Origin of the sequence: Pseudomonas sp. MCal1 (assembly GCF_026341415.1) — a bacterium.
In the GTDB taxonomy this organism is placed as follows: domain Bacteria; phylum Pseudomonadota; class Gammaproteobacteria; order Pseudomonadales; family Pseudomonadaceae; genus Aquipseudomonas.
In genome coordinates this window covers 33,538-51,174 of sequence record NZ_JAKUMP010000017.1, presented here as the reverse complement: position 1 = coordinate 51,174, position 17,637 = coordinate 33,538, and the positions used below count along the sequence as shown (strand labels likewise).

General features: G+C 59.4%; 14 protein-coding genes. 10 read left to right on the top strand and 4 right to left on the bottom strand.

Annotated elements, in window-relative coordinates:
- Window positions 1-3: 3 nt before the first annotated feature.
- A complete protein-coding gene (locus tag MKZ87_RS25125; protein WP_085702491.1) occupies window positions 4-609 on the bottom strand; it encodes a hypothetical protein in 606 nt (201 codons plus the stop codon).
- Window positions 610-663: 54 nt separating this feature from the next.
- Window positions 664-1,140: a PAS domain-containing protein gene (locus tag MKZ87_RS25120; RefSeq protein ID WP_085698491.1), complete on the bottom strand. Its 477-nt coding sequence runs from the start codon at window positions 1,138-1,140 to the stop codon at window positions 664-666.
- Between the two features lie 152 nt (window positions 1,141-1,292).
- On the opposite strand from MKZ87_RS25120, the gene MKZ87_RS25115 reads away from it, so the two are divergent.
- The gene (locus tag MKZ87_RS25115) at window positions 1,293-1,748 is read left to right on the top strand and encodes a flavodoxin (protein ID WP_085698492.1); all 456 of its coding nucleotides are present in this window, start codon (window positions 1,293-1,295) and stop codon (window positions 1,746-1,748) included.
- Here MKZ87_RS25115 and MKZ87_RS25110 read toward each other — a convergent pair.
- On the bottom strand, window positions 1,738-2,625 hold the full coding sequence (locus tag MKZ87_RS25110) for a LysR family transcriptional regulator (RefSeq protein ID WP_085702492.1): 888 nt from the start codon (window positions 2,623-2,625) through the stop codon (window positions 1,738-1,740). The genes MKZ87_RS25115 and MKZ87_RS25110 overlap by 11 nt on opposite strands.
- A gap of 97 nt (window positions 2,626-2,722) precedes the next feature.
- On the opposite strand from MKZ87_RS25110, the gene MKZ87_RS25105 reads away from it, so the two are divergent.
- The 5 genes from MKZ87_RS25105 to MKZ87_RS25085 all read left to right on the top strand — a co-directional run bounded on the left by MKZ87_RS25105 (window position 2,723) and on the right by MKZ87_RS25085 (window position 6,666).
- Window positions 2,723-3,109: a CidA/LrgA family protein gene (locus MKZ87_RS25105; protein ID WP_085698494.1), complete on the top strand. Its 387-nt coding sequence runs from the start codon at window positions 2,723-2,725 to the stop codon at window positions 3,107-3,109.
- Window positions 3,099-3,785: an LrgB family protein gene (locus MKZ87_RS25100; RefSeq protein WP_085702493.1), complete on the top strand. Its 687-nt coding sequence runs from the start codon at window positions 3,099-3,101 to the stop codon at window positions 3,783-3,785. Before MKZ87_RS25105 ends, MKZ87_RS25100 begins: the two co-directional genes overlap by 11 nt.
- A 132-nt stretch (window positions 3,786-3,917) precedes the next feature.
- Window positions 3,918-4,700, top strand: a complete 783-nt coding sequence (locus MKZ87_RS25095) for a class II aldolase/adducin family protein (protein WP_085698496.1) — start codon at window positions 3,918-3,920, stop codon at window positions 4,698-4,700.
- Window positions 4,700-5,602, top strand: coding sequence for an alpha/beta fold hydrolase (locus MKZ87_RS25090; RefSeq protein WP_085698497.1), 903 nt, complete (start codon window positions 4,700-4,702; stop codon window positions 5,600-5,602). Before MKZ87_RS25095 ends, MKZ87_RS25090 begins: the two co-directional genes overlap by 1 nt.
- Window positions 5,603-5,754: 152 nt before the next feature.
- Window positions 5,755-6,666 carry an SDR family oxidoreductase gene (locus tag MKZ87_RS25085; protein ID WP_085698498.1) on the top strand — a complete coding sequence of 304 codons (912 nt, stop codon included), beginning with the start codon at window positions 5,755-5,757 and terminating at the stop codon, window positions 6,664-6,666.
- A gap of 43 nt (window positions 6,667-6,709) precedes the next feature.
- Here MKZ87_RS25085 and MKZ87_RS25080 read toward each other — a convergent pair whose 3' ends face one another.
- Window positions 6,710-7,477 (bottom strand): N-acetylmuramoyl-L-alanine amidase, encoded by a 768-nt coding sequence (locus MKZ87_RS25080; protein WP_234206491.1) that lies wholly within the window; start codon window positions 7,475-7,477, stop codon window positions 6,710-6,712.
- Between the two features lie 649 nt (window positions 7,478-8,126).
- On the opposite strand from MKZ87_RS25080, the gene MKZ87_RS25075 reads away from it, so the two are divergent.
- The 4 genes from MKZ87_RS25075 to MKZ87_RS25060 all read left to right on the top strand — a co-directional run bounded on the left by MKZ87_RS25075 (window position 8,127) and on the right by MKZ87_RS25060 (window position 17,630).
- Window positions 8,127-9,920, top strand: a complete 1,794-nt coding sequence (locus tag MKZ87_RS25075; RefSeq protein ID WP_266202112.1) for a DUF1302 domain-containing protein — start codon at window positions 8,127-8,129, stop codon at window positions 9,918-9,920.
- Between the two features lie 23 nt (window positions 9,921-9,943).
- Window positions 9,944-11,311, top strand: coding sequence for a DUF1329 domain-containing protein (locus tag MKZ87_RS25070; protein ID WP_227234487.1), 1,368 nt, complete (start codon window positions 9,944-9,946; stop codon window positions 11,309-11,311).
- Window positions 11,312-11,450: 139 nt separating this feature from the next.
- Window positions 11,451-13,997 carry a helix-turn-helix transcriptional regulator gene (locus MKZ87_RS25065; RefSeq protein WP_266202111.1) on the top strand — a complete coding sequence of 849 codons (2,547 nt, stop codon included), beginning with the start codon at window positions 11,451-11,453 and terminating at the stop codon, window positions 13,995-13,997.
- Window positions 13,998-14,180: 183 nt separating this feature from the next.
- A complete protein-coding gene (locus MKZ87_RS25060) occupies window positions 14,181-17,630 on the top strand; it encodes a dermonecrotic toxin domain-containing protein (RefSeq protein WP_266202110.1) in 3,450 nt (1,149 codons plus the stop codon).
- Window positions 17,631-17,637: the final 7 nt, after the last annotated feature.

Sequence of the window (17,637 nt, the reverse complement as noted above, 5' to 3'; positions counted from 1 at the left end):
GACTCAGGTGTGTATGGCAGGGTGGGTCAGACGATGCTGTTGCAGGATGAACTGGCGCAGACGCTCGGTTTCGTCGGCATCGCTCTGGCTTAGCTCGTAAGCATAAAAGCCGCTTTCGGTTTCCCGCTCGAACGTCCCGCGCAGGGAAATCCGCTCATAGCCCGACGGGCTGAACCACAAGGCAAAATGCTTCGGTGGTTTGGTCTTGTTGCGCACTTCCAGCAGCACACCCTTGTGCGAAACCTCGTGAACCCACAGCGTACCGGGCTGGCCTTTGGCATTTTCCAGTGCCACCGGCTCTTCCAGAGTCAGGCGCCATGGACGCACCATCGGTCCGTCTTCATAGATGCTCGGTACACCCAGGCGCAGGTGCAGGGCGTGGAACTCGTCTTCCACCAGATGTAACGGGAAGGTCATCTGCTGATTTTCGAAGTTGGCCTGGATGGTGACTTGTTCATGGGCCGCCAGGCGCGTGAGCAGGTCACGGATCTGCGAACCACCGTTGACCAGCAGGCTCGACGTCGCATCCCGCACGTTGAGTTGCGGGTTGTGTTGCATGGTCTGGATGAAATCCAGCTCATCCTGGGTCAGGAGGGCGTCACGCTGCATGGCTAACTCGAAATGAATAATTACAAAGTCATTGGTGATTGTAGTTAGTGACAATTAGTTCGCTGTTTTGTTTGCGCCGTTCGTCGCTTTCAGTTCAGCGAGCTCGGCTTCCAGAGCCGCGACCCGGGCTTCCAGTTGCACAACGCGCTGCTGGGCCTTGACCTGAACCGTGACGTCCTTTTGCACGCCGACGAAATAGGTCAGCCCGTCGTCGGCATTTTTCACGGTCGACAGCGACAGCTCGTTCCAGAACGGCGTGCCATCCTTGCGGTAGTTACGCAGGATCTCCCGGCATGAGCCGCCTTCGCTCAATACGTCGCGAATCAACTTCAAACTGGCCTGGTCACGATCTCCGGCCTGCAGGAAGCGGCAGTCCTGATAAAGAATCTCTTCACTGGTATAGCCGGTCATTTTTTCGAAGGCCGGATTCACGTAGATCAGGATGTTGTCCTGATCGCCTTCCTTTTCTGCCACCACGATCCCTTCGTTCGACGCGTTGATCACCATTTGCAGCAAACTGGCACTGATCATCTATGAAGCCTTTAAGGATTTCGGTGGCAGGCATTCTAGAAGATCGATCGGCGCTGTCTACCGGCCACCAGCGCTTATCGAGAGCCAATCGCGACAAGGCGCCGCTGGCTGTTACTATCGCCGCTCTTTTTTTCAGTTTCAGGATCAGATTGATGAAAGTCGCCATCCTCTCCGGCTCTGTGTACGGCACGGCCGAAGAAGTCGCTCGCCACGCTCAGAGCCTGTTGAACGCCGCCGGTTTTGAAACCTTCTACAACTCGCGCGCCAGCCTCGCTGATCTCCAGGCCTTTGGCCCTGAAGTCTTGCTCGGCGTAACTTCGACCACCGGCATGGGCGAGCTGCCGGACAACCTGCAACCGTTGTACTCGGCCATTCGCGACCAATTGCCGGCGGCCTGGCGTGGCTTGCCTGGTGCCGTGATCGCCTTGGGCGATGCCAGTTATGGCGACACCTTCTGCGGCGGCGGCGAGCAATTGCGCGAGTTGTTCGGCGAACTGGGCGTGCGCGAGGTGCAGGACATGCTGCGCATCGACGCCAGCGAAAGCGTCACGCCTGAAACCGACGCCGAACCTTGGCTGGAACAGTTGATCGCCACGCTCAAGGGCTGATTTCACGTTCGCGCAGCAGCGCCAGCCAGGCCTGCGCAGCCTTCGACAGATAGGCGCCCCGGCGCCAGATGAAAGCGATGTCCCAGCGCAAGTAATCCGGCGCGTTCAAGGTCAGGCGCACCACGCCTGGCCGCACCAGTCCGCGCGCCACCACGCTGGGCAGCAACACCACGCCTTGTCCGGCGGCGACCAGCGCCGCGAGAAAATCCGCCTGCCCACTGCGCCCGCCTTCCTTCGGGGTGAAGCCCATCTGCTGGCAGGCCTGAAGCAAACGATCGTTGAGCACGAAACTGCGCTGATACAAAAGGAACGGCGTATCGGCCAATTCTTCCAGACCGATTTCGCCTTTTGCCGCCAGTGGGTGATCCACCGGAAGCAGCGCATCGAGCGGTTCATCGCAGAACGGCTGAACGTCGAACTGCGGATCTTTCGGCAGCAAGCTGCCACCCAACTCCAGCTCCCCGCTGAGCACAGCCTGTTCGATGTTGCGACTGCCGCCCTCTATCAGTTGAACGCTGATGTTCGGATATCGCCGTCGGTATTCGGCAAATAGCCCGGCAAACAACGCGTCGCTGCCCAGTAATGGCAGCCCGAGACGCAGCTCGCCGCGTGCCAGATGACTGAGATCATCCAGCTCGCTGAGCAATTCATTGCGCAACCGCAGCATGCCTTCGGCCCGTTGCAGCACCACGCTGCCGGCGGCGGTCAGGCGTAATTGCGAGCCCAGCCGTTCAAGCAGCGGGGTGCCGAGACTTTGTTCGAGCTGGGCAATCTGCTTGCTCACCGCAGACTGACTGATGTGCAGGTTTTTTGCGGCTTGAGTGAAACCGCCCTGATGCATGACTTCGACAAAGCTTTTGAGCTGTTTGAATTCCATGGCCTGATTCCAGATTGGAATGGCCTTGAGTCTAACAATTCGCTTCGGAGATGGAAGTCGGGTTCGTAAAATAGGCACCTGTGAAAGGAGCCCCCCGATGAAATCCTCGACCGTTAAATACTTTTCCCGCCTGCTGGCCGAACTGGCCGTGCTGCTCGGTCTCTACCTGCTCGGATGCCAGATCGCAGCGTGGCTGCCCTGGCCGATTCCCGGCGGGGTGATCGGCATGGCATTGCTGCTGCTGGCTTTTGCGTTCGGCTGGGTCAAACCGGCGGCGCTGCAAATGGGCGCGGGATTGCTGATGGCCGAGATGCTGCTGTTCTTCATTCCGGCGTTGATGAGCCTGCTGGATTACGGCGCGTTGCTGCACGATGACGGCTGGCGGATCTTGTTGGTGATCGCGGCCAGCACATTGATGGTGATGCTGGTGACCGCGTTCACCGTAGAGCTGGCCGTGCGCCTGAGGCGGTCCCATGAAGCTTGAGCTGATGCCGATGTTCTGGCTGGCGTTCACGTTGCTGGCTTATCTGTTCAGTCGCTGGCTGTATCGCCGGACCGGGCGCTACGTGTTGTCGCCACTGATTCTGGTCCCCGCGTTGCTGCTGGCGCTTGCCGTGCCGCTGCACACCGCTTACGCCGAATACTCAAGCAATACCCATTGGCTGATGCTGGTGCTTGGTCCGGTCACGGTGGCATTTGCGGTGCCGATCTGGCAGCAGCGCCAGTTGCTGGTGCGGCATTGGTCGGCATTGCTGCTGGGCATGCTGGCCGGCAGTGCGGCGTCGATCGCCACTTCGTTCGGTCTCGCGAAAGCACTGGCGCTGGACAGTCCGGTGACGCTGTCGCTGGTGCCGCGCTCGATCACCACACCGTTTGCGATGCCGCTGGCCCAGGACCTCGGTGGCGTACCGGAACTGACTGCGGTGTTCGTGATGTTCACCGGGGTGTTCGGCGCGATGCTCGGTGGTGTGCTGCTCAAGTGGTTGCCGTTGCGCAGCGCTTTGGCACGCGGTGCATTGTTCGGCGTCGGTGCGCACGGCGCCGGGGTCAGCCGGGCCCATGAAGTGGGTGGCGAAGAAGGCTCGGTCGCGGGCCTGGTGATGGTGCTCACCGGGCTGCTCAATCTGTTCGCCGCACCTTTGTTGGCGTCGTTGCTTTGACATGGATCCAAGCTGTTTGCGTTGCTGACTCGTTCAGTCATCAAGCTGGCTGCCAATGCAACTACGCGACCGTCCGGGGCTGACTAGACTGCTGACACACGCAAAAACAATAAGAACGCAGAGGTGCATACAGTGAGCGTAGCCCCCGTCCCTTCGTCCATAAACGTCAAAGACCAGGTCAGTGCCGCGGAATGGCAGACCCGGGTCGATCTGGCCGCCTGCTATCGTCTGGTCGCGCTGCATGGCTGGGATGATCTGATCTTCACCCACATTTCCGCCAAGGTGCCCGGCACCGAAGATTTCCTGATCAACCCGTTTGGCCTGATGTTCCATGAGATCACCGCCTCGAGCCTGGTGAAGGTCGACCAGGCCGGCAACAAACTCATGGACAGCCCTTACGAAATCAATCCCGCTGGCTACACCATCCACAGCGCCGTGCATGAAGTCCGCCACGACGTGGCCTGCGTGCTGCACACCCATACCGCTTCCGGTGTCGCGGTGTCGGCGCAGAAGCAGGGTGTGCTGCCGATCAGTCAGCAATCGTTGTTCGTGCTGTCGAGCCTGGCCTTTCACGCCTATGAAGGGGTGGCGCTTAACCATGAAGAGAAAGCGCGGTTGCAGGCGGATCTGGGCGACAACAATTTCCTGATGCTGCACAACCACGGTCTGCTGACCTGTGGCGGCACCATCGCCGATACCTTCCTGATGATGTTCACCTTTCAGCGCGCCTGCGACATCCAGGTCATGGCGCAGACCGGCGGGGCCGAACTGATCGCCATCGAACCGCAGATTCTGGCAGGCGCCAAGGCGATGATCGCCGGTGTCACCAAAAGTGCTCAAGGCATGGGTGGCGCGCTGGCCTGGCCGGCGCTGCTGCGCAAACTCGATAAACAAGACCCGGGGTATAAACTCTAATGCCTCTTGCCGAGATTCCGCTGAGTGCCTGGCGCAAACGCAGCCAGGCGTTTGTCTTCCATGGTCAGCCGATCCGCTACTGGACGGCCGGGCAGGGTGAACCGCTGCTGCTGATCCATGGCTTTCCCACGGCCAGTTGGGACTGGCATTACCTGTGGCAACCGCTGTCCCAGCGCTACCGGGTGATTGCCTGCGACATGCTCGGCTTCGGTGACTCGGCCAAACCGCTCAATCACACCTACAGCCTGCTGGAGCAGGCCGATCTGCAACAGGCCTTGCTCGCGCATCTGCAGGTCGAGCAACCGGTGCACATTCTGGCCCACGACTACGGCGACAGTGTTGCCCAGGAACTGCTGGCCCGACATTACGAAGACCTGATCGAAGTCGCCAGTTGTGTGTTCCTCAATGGTGGTCTGTTTCCGGAAACCCACCGGCCACTGCTGACGCAAAAACTGCTGCTCAGCCCGCTGGGCTGGATGATCGGCCGGGCCTTCACCCGGGATGCGCTGGTGAAAAGTTTCCATCAGATTTTCGGCCCGGACACCCGGCCCAGCGAAAGCGAGATGGATGATTTCTGGAGCCTGATCGAGTGCAATCGCGGGCAACGCGTCATGCACAAGCTGATTCACTACATTCCCGAGCGTCGGGTTCAGCGTGATCGCTGGGTCGCGGCGATGCAGCGTGGCGAGGTGCCGCTGCGGGTGATCGATGGCGAAGTCGATCCGATTTCCGGGGCGCACATGGTCGAGCGTTATCGCGAGCTTATCCCCGACGCGGACATCGTGCTGTTGGCGGGTATCGGCCACTACCCGCAAACCGAAGCGCCGGTACAGGTGCTCAAACACTATCTCGCATTTCGCGATCACTTCGTGTTGCCACCGCGCAAGGCGGCGTGCTCCTGAATTCTTGCCGGAGGCGCCTGGCGCCCCGGCACGTTTTCATCATCCCCCAGCCTTATCGCGCACCATTCAGCCCCATCCGTGTTCGTTGTGACCGAGCGCGTCGTGCCTGACACTCGGGGAAACTGTCCCTCAGGCCTGCTGGAGTTGCCCCGATGAATGATTCTGTGCGTTTCGAAGATAAAGTCGTGATCGTCACCGGAGCCGGTGGTGGCCTGGGACGCGCGCACGCCTTGCTGTTCGCCAGACAGGGCGCCAAAGTGCTGGTCAACGACCTCGGCGGCTCGACTCAGGGCGAAGGCGCCAACGCTTCGGCGGCCGACCGCGTGGTGGCGGAAATCCGTGAGGCCGGCGGCATCGCCGAAGCCAACCATGACTCGGTCACCGACGGCGAAAAACTGGTGCAGAACGCGCTCGACGTATTCGGCCGCGTCGACGTGGTGGTCAACAACGCCGGGATCCTGCGCGACAAGACTTTCCACAAAATGGAAGACGCCGACTGGGATCTGGTCTATCGCGTCCATGTCGAAGGCGCCTACAAGGTGACCCGCGCCGCGTGGCCGCACCTGCGCGAGCAGAACTATGGGCGAGTGATCTTCACCGCATCGACCTCGGGCATTTACGGCAACTTCGGCCAGTCCAACTACGGCATGGCCAAACTCGGCCTCTACGGCCTGACTCGCACCCTGGCCATCGAAGGCCGCAAGAACAACATCCTGGTCAACGCCATCGCCCCCACCGGCGGCACCCGCATGACCGAAGGCCTGATTCCGCCGCAAGTGTTCGAACAACTCAAACCGGAACTGGTCAGCCCGCTGGTGGTGTACCTGGCCAGCGAGCAATGCCAGGAAACCTCGGGCCTGTTCGAAGTCGGCGGCGGCTGGATGGGCAAAGTGCGCTGGGAGCGCAGCCTGGGCGCCGGGTTCGATCCCCGCGTCGGTTTTTCCCCGGAAGACGTCGCGGCGCACTGGCAGCAGATCTGTGATTTCGAAGGCGCGGCGCATCCGAAGGACAACATCGAGGCGCTGAAGGAAATGATGGCGAACCTGCAGAAATATTCGCTGTAAACCGTACCGGCAAGGTCAAGAAACGACCTTGCCTTTCAAGTGTTCAAGGAAAGTATTTGGCCACGAGTGCCGCCAGGTTTGCCGCCGTCTGTGCGTCCATTTCTCCTTCGCAGGCTTGCGGGCGAAAGTGCAATTGAAAGGCACGCACGAGTTGCCGATAGCCCGCTTCGTCTGTGGCCCTGGATGTGTCGTAGCCATAGGTCTTGAACTGTTGCAGCAGGTCGGCCCGGGATGGAATGCCTGATTCGGTGAACTGCTGCAAAAAGCGGTTCCGGGTGTCCTCGTCATACCAGGCGCCAACGCCCTTCAAATACAACGCGTACCACGGAAACTTCGGTCCGGGATCACTCTTGCGGCCAATGGCAATGTCCGAATGGCCGAGCACCTGGGTCGGCCCGATATCCGGATAGCGCGCAAGAATGTTCAATGCCAATTCTTCGATCGCACGGATCTGTTCAGGATGGTACGGCGGAAAGTTGAAGAGGCCGTCCTTGAATGTCGCCATGTTGACGATTTCCACGCCGATGGACGTGTCGTTGAGGTTGCTGCGATTACCCCACTGACTGATCCCGGCATGCCAGGCACGCTGGGTTTCATCCACCAGACCGAAAACCTCCTGGGTGCTGTGACCGGCCCGCTGATAGCTGGGATCAGTGATGTCCGGCACCAGATAGTGCGCACTGACACTCGGGCCGGTCAGGGCGGCAATAGAGCCGGCGAAGTCGACGGCGGTGTAGTGAAAGACAAGAAACCGAATCCGTCCGTTGAAACTGTGGATGGAGCGGTATTGGTTATAGCTGATGGTTTTCAACGAGCAATCCTTCCAATGGATAAAGTCAAAACCAGCCCTTTGTGTTCGCTGGTCTGGCAATGATCTTAATTGAGAAGCGCGATCGCGAAGTTACAGAGACGTGTAGCCGATTTCGGGAAATTGTGTAGTTCGGGCACTTGTAGATCGCATTGCCCAGTGCAGAGGAAGCTGTCGGTGCGCCAGCGACATTTGCCAGGTCGCGCCCATAAAAAAGGCCGCTGCAAACGCAGCGGCCAAGGTAAGACGTTGGATCAAGGAGCTACAAATCAACGTCAGTGAACACCGGGGCGATGGATCGAAGAAATGCTTCGGTCCATCAGAAATCGGTTGCCGACGACTCGGTCGCGGACTTTGTGCTTGCGGGCGGTGCGCCGTGAAAGCCCGCTCAGAATAAGCGCTCGAGACCAAAGTAAAAATAGCGAAACCGGACATGCACTGTTACGGGGCATGTAACAGTGCAGTGATTCGAAGGGCCATCATCCGTCACGTTGATGGTGGTGCATCCAGCCTGTTCATGGCGGGCGCAGAGCCTTGCCGCAGGCGGGTATTCATCCTTTCGAGCGACGGCGCGAATACCTCCTTGGTGCGCTTATCGTCCCCGTGTAGCGGCAGTAGGGTGGGGCCTTCTGTCACTCACCGGGGAAGACGCATGACAAAAACAACAATGCGCGCCATCTTCACACCGCACGCGCTCGCCGCTGCGGTGGGCTTGGGCTGCTGTGCCCAGGCGCACGCGGTCGCTTTCAATATCGGGGAAATCGAAGGCACCTTTGATTCTTCGCTGTCGGTCGGCGCGAGCTGGGGCATGCGCGATGCCGACAAGTCGCTGGTGGGTACGGTCAACGGCGGAACCGGCCAGTCGTCCACCGGTGATGACGGGCGTTTGAACTTCAAGAAAGGCGAGACCTTTTCCAAGATCTTCAAGGGCATCCACGACCTCGAACTGAAGTACGGCGACACCGGTGTGTTCGTGCGCGGCAAGTACTGGTACGACTTCGAGCTCAAGGACGAAGACCGCGAGTTCAAGCCGATCAGCGACAAGGGCCGCAAGGAGGGCGCCAAGTCCTCCGGCGCGCAGATTCTCGATGCGTTCATCTATCACAACTATTCCATCGCCGATCTGCCGGGCACCGTGCGCGCCGGCAAACAGGTGGTGAGCTGGGGTGAAAGTACTTTCATCGGCAACTCGATCAACAGCATCAACCCGATCGACGTTTCGGCGTTTCGCCGGCCGGGTGCGGAGATCAAGGAAGGGCTGATTCCGGTAAACATGCTGTTCGCCTCTCAGGGGCTCACCGATCAACTGACGGTCGAGGGCTTCTATCAACTGGAATGGGATCAGACCGTCCTCGACAACTGCGGCACCTTCTTCGGTGTTGACGTGGCGGCGGACGGCTGCAACAACGGCTACACCGTCGGCAGTCCGGCGATCGCCCCGTTTGTACCGCTGACGGCAGCCTTCGGTCAGCCGATCCAGGTGACCCGCGAAGGCGTGATCGTGCCCCGTGGCGGCGACCGCGATGCGCGGGATTCCGGACAATGGGGTACGGCACTGCGCTGGCTCGGCGATGACACCGAGTACGGCCTCTACTTCATGAATTACCACAGCCGCACGCCGACCGTCGGCACCAGCACCGCCGGGCTTTCGACCCTCGCGGCGCTGCCGGGCATGGTCGGGATCGCAAACGGTCTGGCACCCGGCAGCGGTTCGGGGCTGGCGCAAAGCGTGATGCTTGGGCGCGGCCAGTACTACCTCGAATACCCGGAAGACATCCGCCTGTACGGCGCGAGTTTCTCCACCACGCTGCCGACCGGCACCGCCTGGACCGGCGAGATCAGCTACCGGCCCAACGCGCCGGTGCAGGTCAACACCAACGACTTGACCCTGGCGCTGCTCAATCCGATTGCCGGCGGTGCCGCGTCGCCGCTGGTGACCTCGCCGGGCGCCGACAACAAGGGCTACCGGCGCAAGGAAGTGACGCAGATCCAGAGCACGCTGACGCACTTTTTCGATCAGGTCTGGGGTGCGGAACGCCTGACCCTGGTCGGCGAAGCGGCGGTGGTGCGGGTCGGTGGGCTGGAGTCGCGCAGCAAGCTGCGTTATGGCCGTGACTCGGTCTACGGTCAGTACGGTTTCGGCGGTGACACCGACGGTTTCGTCACCTCCACCTCCTGGGGCTATCGCGCCCGGGCGATCCTCGATTACGCCAACGTGATCGGCGGGATCAACCTCAAACCCAACCTGTCCTGGTCCCACGACGTTGCCGGTTATGGCCCCAACGGTCTGTTCAACGAAGGCGCCAAGGCCATCAGCGTCGGGGTGGATGCCGATTACCGCAATACCTATACCGCCAGCCTGAGTTACACCGACTTTTTCGGTGGTGACTACAACACCCTCGAAGACCGTGACTTCGTGGCGCTGAGTTTCGGTGTGAACTTCTGATCTGCCCGAGAAGGATGAATGCAATGCGCAAGATGATTCTGCAATGCGGTGTCCTGGCCCTGAGCCTGCTGGCCGCCAACGTGATCGCGGCGGTCTCGCCGGAAGAGGCCAGCAAGCTCGGCACCAGCCTGACGCCGCTGGGCGCCGAAAAGGCCGGCAACGCCGACGGCTCGATTCCGGCCTGGACCGGCGGTATTGCGAAAAACGCCGGTGCGGTCGACAGCAAAGGCTTTCTGGCGGACCCGTTCGCCAGCGAAAAACCGCTGTTCACCATCACTGCTGCCAACGTCGACAAGTACAAGGACAAGCTGTCCGACGGCCAGGTGGCGATGTTCAAGCGCTACCCCGAAACCTACAGGATCCCGGTCTACCCGACCCATCGCACCGTGGCCGTACCGCCGGAAATCTACGAATCGGCCAAGCGCAGTGCGCTCAACGTCACTAGCATCAACGACGGCAACGGCCTGGCCAACTTCACCGGCAACCGTTACTACGCATTTCCGATTCCGAAGAACGGTGTTGAAGTACTGTGGAATCACATCACCCGGTATCACGGCGGCAATCTGCGACGGATCATCACTCAGGTGACCCCGCAGACCAATGGCAGCTACACACCGATCCGCTTCGAAGAAGAGATCGCCGTGCCGCAACTGATGAAGGATCTCGATCCGGAAAAAGCCGCCAACGTCCTGACCTTCTTCAAGCAGTCGGTGACCGCCCCGGCGCGTCTGGCCGGTAACGTGCTGCTGGTGCACGAGACCCTCGATCAGGTGAAGGAACCGCGTCTGGCGTGGATCTACAACGCCGGGCAACGCCGAGTGCGTCGTGCGCCGCAAGTTGCCTATGACGGGCCGGGCACCGCTGCCGATGGCCTGCGCACCTCGGACAACTTCGACATGTTCTCCGGTGCGCCGGATCGCTACGACTGGAAACTGATCGGCAAAAAGGAAATGTACATTCCGTACAACAGCTACAAGCTCGACTCGCCGAGTCTCAAGTACGACGACATCGTCAAGGCCGGGCACATCAATCAGGACCTGACCCGCTATGAACTGCACCGGGTCTGGGAAGTGATCGGCACGGTGAAACCGAACGAGCGGCACATCTACGCCAAGCGCCACATGTACATCGATGAGGACAGCTGGCAAGTGGCGCTGGCCGATCATTACGACGGTCGCGGGCAACTGTGGCGGGTGGCCGAGGGACACGCGCAGTATTACTACGATCACCAGACCCAGGCCTACACCCTTGAAGCGCTCTACGACATCATCGCCGGCCGCTACATTGCTCTGGGGATGAAGAACGAAGAGAAGCACAGCTTCGAATTCGGCTTCGAAGCCAAGGCTGCCGACTACACGCCGTCAGCCCTGCGCGCCGAGGGCGTACGGTAAGGGTTTTGATACATCGGCAAGGCGAAAGGCGACCGTACGGTCGCCTTTTTTATGGGCGCCAATCAGCTTGCTGAATACTCGTCAACAAGCGCCGGAGAGAGGTCTAGGGTGAGCGTACAACGATAAGAAGGCGCACCCGATGACCGCCATGACACCCAGTTTGGACCGACCGGATTTTCTCCCGAGACTGTCTCCCCATCATCTGCCGCGCCCGCGCCTTTGCGAGGCACTCTTCGATTCGACGGCCCGGGTCAAACTGATCTGTGCGCCGGCCGGCAGCGGTAAAACCGCGCTACTCACCGAGTGCCTGCTGCAAGCGCCGGCCAATTGCACCGTCTGCTGGTTGCCGCTGGCAGGGGCTGCCTTGGGTGTCGGCGAATTTTGCGAACGGCTTGCACGTGCGATGGGACTGACGGCCTCGGACGAGGCTTCGTTGCTTTATGAACTGGCGCGAAGGTCCTCGGAAACCTGGGTGTTGATCGACGATTACTGCCGCAATCCTCAGCCGGCGCTGGACGCATTGCTCGACCGGATGCTGGCGATCAGCAGTCCGGCCGTGACATGGTGGATCGGTACGCGGCGGCGGCCACCCTGCAACTGGCCGCGTCTGCTGCTCGATGATGCCTTGTACGAATGTGAAGGGGCGATGGTGGCGCTGACCCGGGACGAAATCGCACAACTACTGCGCCACTTGCCGCCAGACCAGGCCGACAGCGTGGCGGCTCGTATTCATCAGCGCAGCGGTGGCTGGTGTGCCGGAGTACGGATGCTGATGATGCAAAAATGCGACTGGTCGCAAAAGACCTTGCCCCAGCAGCGCATGGATACCTTGCTGGACTACCTGCAACACGAACTGTTCAGCGGCCTGAGCCCGGAACTGGCCGAAGCCTGGCGGGTGCTGGCGCATTTGCCGCGTTTCAATGCCAGCCTTTGCGATCACCTGTTTGGTGCCGGAGACGGGGCGCAATGGATGCGCAACCTGCAGACGCTGGGATGTTTTATCGAACCCTGGCGAGGATCTCCGGACTGGTTGCAGGTGTGTGCGCCACTGTCACGCCTGATGCGTGACGAACCGTGGCCTGCCGGGCGTTCCTGGCATCGCCGGGCCTGTCAGTGGTTTGCTGCCGGGCAACATTGGAAATGTGCTTTCGAGCAGGCGTTGCTGGCCGAGGAGTACGAGGTCGCTGTGAGTCTGTTACAGCATTTCAGTTTCGAGCATCTGTTCGAGGAACAGACGGTCGTGCTGTTGCTGCGTCTATATGAACAGCGCGGCGAGGAACTGTTGCTGGGTTCGGCGCAACTGGTCGGGTTGATCACGGCTGCATTGTTGTTCGCCGGTCGTTTTGTCCAGGCGGCGGATTGCATCGGGCAGCTGTCGCGTTTTTTGCCGCCACCGTCGGCTGGCCAGCAACGGCAATTGATTGCCCGCTGGCAGGCTCAGCAAGGCTGGCTGTTGCACCTGCAAGGACGGATGGAAGAGGCGCGTGATCACTTTGAACAAGCCTTGAGCGATCTGTCGCCGAAGGCCTGGACAGCGCGCCTGCTGTGCCTGTCGGGACGTACACAGCAGGCGCTGCTGTGTGGCGATCTGGAGCTGGCGCATTCGATCAATCGTGAAGCACTTTGCCTGGCCCGGGCTGAAGGTTCATTGCTGTTCGAGGCGTTGCTGGAGCTTGATCATGCCCAGGTGCTCGAACAGCGTGGTGGGGCCGCCCGGGCCGAAGAGCTGCTGGCCAATCTCTGCGAAATGCTCGGATTGTCCATTGAGCGGCCGACGCCGCTGCTGGGCCGTATCGCCCTGCGACGCGGGCGACTGGCGCTAAGCCTGGGACAGCAGGAACGGGCAGCCGAGTTCTTTCAACAGGGGCTCGACGACTGTCTGCGCAGCTTTGACAAGCGTGTGCTTTACGGCTTTCTGGGGCTGGCTCAACTGGCTGCCGATCAGGGGGATTTCCCACAAGCCTTCATGCGTCTGCGCGATGCGGAACGGTTGATGCAGCAGCGGCAGATTCCGGACACGGTCTATCGCAGCATCCTGTTGCAGGTCAGCAGCGAATTCTGGCTGCAACAGGGGCGGCCAGAACTGGCCCGGGAGGCCTTGACTCGGGTAATTCGGCACTTTCGTGGCCCCAACGCACGGCAGGCACCGCCGGCGACGCTGGAGCTTGTCCCGCGCATCGAGTGTTTGCTGATTCTGGCCGAGACCCGGTTGCATCAGGCACCTCAACCAATGGCACGTTTGCAGCGACTGTTCGAACAGGCCAGATCCCGTCGGATGATCCTTCTTGAAGCCGAACTGTTGCTGGCGATGGGGGAGGTGGCCTCGTTGCTCGATGAAGGCGAATCTGCCCGGCTTTACTTTGAAAGAGGCCGGGCATTGGCAAGCCATTTCAAGTTGTCACGATTATTGTTGAAGTTTGAAGAGCAAGTGCCGGATGCCTGGGTTGATTTGGTACAGCAAAAGAAACTTTCAGATAAAAGTGGCGATGAAAATTCATTGAGTTTGCGAGAGTCTCAGGTCCTGGAATTGATTGCTTCGGGAAACTCCAATCAACAAATAGCGGACAAGTTGTTCATCTCATTGCATACGGTTAAAACTCATGTCAGAAGAATTCACGCCAAGTTGGGCGTGGAACGTCGGACGCATGCCGTGGCGCGGGCAAGAATGCTGGGGTTGTGCAGTTAATTGTCAGTTAGTTGTCAGCTAATTGTCAGTTAATGAAATTGTAGATCAGGTTGGCGACCGGAGTTTTCAATACTTTGTAAAGTGTGGTGGGTGTCTGTGTGGGTGCTTCTCAAGCTAAGTTAATTACACGTTTCGGGTGATGTTGTATTGCCTGGTAGTAATGTGTATTGCCGGAGTTTGTTTATGAGTGCCATGGAAAAGATTTCGATTGAAACAAGTCTGGGTAAAGTTGATCAGGGTTTTGTAGAGTTTGAACGTATGCTGGGAGGGTTGCCTTCGTTCAAGTCGTATTTGCAGGAGCTAGTGTTAAACGAACTTCAGAAATTGCTGCCGGATATTTACATCAGCAAGACTTACGTCACTGCCCGAAGTCGGGAAATCGTCAATCCGCAACCGACCGGGCTGGTCATGGACGTATTCATGCAGTGCCTGGCGCGGGGCCGGGCACCCGTGTATGACGCCAGCCAATACGGCGTCTACGACTGGCCTGACTCCACGGATGACGAGGATCGAATCCAGGGTCTGGATGTGGCTGCCGTCGGCTCGGTGATCGCCAATGTGTTGGGCTCGCTGGCACAAAAATACTCGCCCTTGCTGGCGCAATATTGGGCCGCATCTTCGGGCAAGGATGACAAGGGGCGCAAGCTGCCGTCGCGCAGCCGTCAACTACAGGATGCCTATGCCGCGCTGTTCTGGCAGGAATTGAGTGCGACAGTGCAGTTGCAAGGTGTGCTACCGGAAGTAGAGGAAAGTTTTGCCGTCTTCATAAGGGGCGCATCCATGACGCCGGCCTACAGTGTTTCTCTGCAACTGGAAAACGGCCGATTCGCGACGCTGGCCGGTTGCTTTGTCACTTACCTCTCTGGCCGCTCGGTCTCTGAACTGATACCGGGCGAGAACGAATGGGTCGTTCTTTTCACTCACGTGAACGGCCTGGAAACATTCCGCACATCGGCCATGATGCAGCGTGTTCTGGAGCAGCGCCTGAGCAACCCGGACAGCCGGCTGCAACTGCTCAAGGGCATTGCCCTGGAAGACGCCGCTCAGGTCAGGCAGGTTCCGGACATCCGTTACCTGAACATTCAGGGAGAACTCTTCCACACCCTCACGGCCGGGTTGCTAGAACAGCAGCAGAGAGACGTGACCTGGCATCTTCGCCAACTGGAAAAAAACGGCGCGGATCTGCAGGCCGTCATTCAGTCCATCGAATCGGTGCATCGTCAGCAGACAGTGAGCGATACCGCAAAGGGACGCATTGCCCACCTCCTGATCCTGATGAACAAGAAAAATCGGCCGCAATGGCTCAAGGACGCTCCCGCCGCCCATCAGGAAGTTTTCGCCTCGATGGAAAACGGATTGTTGAGAAGTCAGGTGGCATTGCATGAGTCGATGGGCGGGGTGTCTTCATTCCAGGAATATGTGCGCGGTGTCGTCGAAACTCATATTTCCGCAGACGATACCCAACGTGTGGATCCTGATACGGTCTGGGTGACGGTGCAACATTCGCTGCCGATGGGCAGCCGGCGTATCGAGCATATCGAGCGTAAAACCCTGACCCAGCTGTTCATGTACGGCGTGCATGACAAGGGGGCTGCGTACTCGATCAAGTTCGAGGCGTTTCACAACAACCCGCGACTGACCGCGTCCAATATCGAACGCACTATCCGCCAGCTTGATCTGCGGGTGCAATACGCCAATGAACGCAATGACCGCTTTGGACGGGCGTCGGTCAGAGAAGCCATGTGTAAAGTGCTGGCACAGCAGATTGCCGTCAGTAACTTCGCCGCGATCCTGCAAAAACACATCAGCCCGCAGGCCCAGGATATGGTGCAGCGGTATCTGCTCGGGAAACCGGAAATGGAGGCAACGGGAGTTGCTTTCCGGCCTTACTACAAACCGTTCAGGGACATGCTTGCGTTTCGCGCGAAAGGCGCGGCGCCTGATCACTCAAGGCATGTCCTTTATGCACCCGGCGCACCGACAGGGCAGCAGTGGTTCGAGTTCACCGATCTGACGGCATTGAAGCGACAGTTCATTGCCTGGGGATTCGAGCCGCGTGACCGTGACTTCCTGACCGGTCAGGCATTCAGCGAAAATCGTGCGGAATTCGAGAAGGACTACCTTTCCTTCAGCGAACCGGGCCCGGTATTCCAGCCATGGTGGTGGGGGGACGTGACACTGGTGCAATGGACTCAAGGGCTGGATGATGGCCCGCTGATGGGGGCCATCCACGGGATCATCGACTGGGAAGTCGCTGAGGAAAAAGTGGCTACCCCCGTCTGGTACCGGAACGCGGCGGCGCAGGATCGTGAGCTGCTCACCCGGCTGAATACGGAGTTCAAGGCGATCTACGAAGTGTCAAAAGATGAGCTGAATATCCCCACAATGGTGTCGTTTTCGCGAGACCTGGTGATGGAAAGGCTGAACCGTCATCTGCGAGGGGCTGACCCGAAACACCCATTGATCGATCCTGATCAAGTGAACGTCAAGGTGCGTGGGCAGGAGTGGATGACGCTTACTCAACTGTTCATTCAATGGCAACTCTGGCCGAGCGATGGTCAGGTGGCATTTGCCTCCAGAAATGGTGCTTCGCTGGGAAATCTGAATGCGAGCGTTGTGAGGGCCTTGATCAGCCTGAAACCGGCCATGGCGTATGAGTGGCATCTGGTTGACCATTTCGCCAATTCCCCGAAGCAGAGCCTGAAGGCGAAGCTCTTCTGCAAGGTCAAGCAAAACGAAATGCTCAAGGCTGCAGTGACCCAAAAGATGCAGGGCTCCCTGTCCTCCGAGCAATTCAATTGGTTGGCGGGACTGGTCGAGGGGCTGGATCATGACCGCCCTCATGAGCTGGAACCGTTCAAACCCGGAACCACCCCGCAGGAAGGTATTTATACGCTGACCCTTGAGGGGCGACGCATCGAGGGTGCCTACACGTTCGGACGCCGTGTGGCGGGGAAGTTGCAACTGCTGGTCTACATTCCCAAGGCACCGGACGGTTTGAGCTTTCGTCCGCTCGCGTCGCTGACACTGGGACTCAAGGGCGGCAGCCTGGGCAATCACGTCATTGCACTGGCAAGGCTGGAGCACCGAGCTGTCGTGCAGAATTTCGTCATTCGTTGTCAGAAAGCTGCAAACCCCCTCCCTGCACCTGCATTGATCAACAGTTACGCCGTGACTCATTTCAAGTTCGAGTTCGACAGCATGGTTTCGCGGGTGCTCAGCGATGTCGATCATCAAACGACCACGCCTGCCGAGCGTTTCTGGAACACGGTGCTGGTGGTCACGGAGCTGGCGGTGGATATCGTCTCGCTGTTTGTACCGCCGGTGGGACTGGTCGCCAGTATCGTACGGATCACAAGGTCGATCGTTCAGGGCATCGTTGCCTACAGCCTGGGGGATGACGACGCAGGCAGGAACCATCTGGCCTCGGCCTGGAGAAGCTCCATCCTCTTGTACGTCGGCGTGATCGGCGGTGTTGGCGGATCGGTTTCGGCGGTGGGCGCGTTGACACGGGTCAAGGATATCGCGGACATCGTATCGACCGCGACCGGCGTGCCGGTCGGGATCGGTTACATCACCGCAGCGGTTTCTCCCCATGTGATTGCGGACAGCAAGACCCATATCGTCGGCTGATCATTCA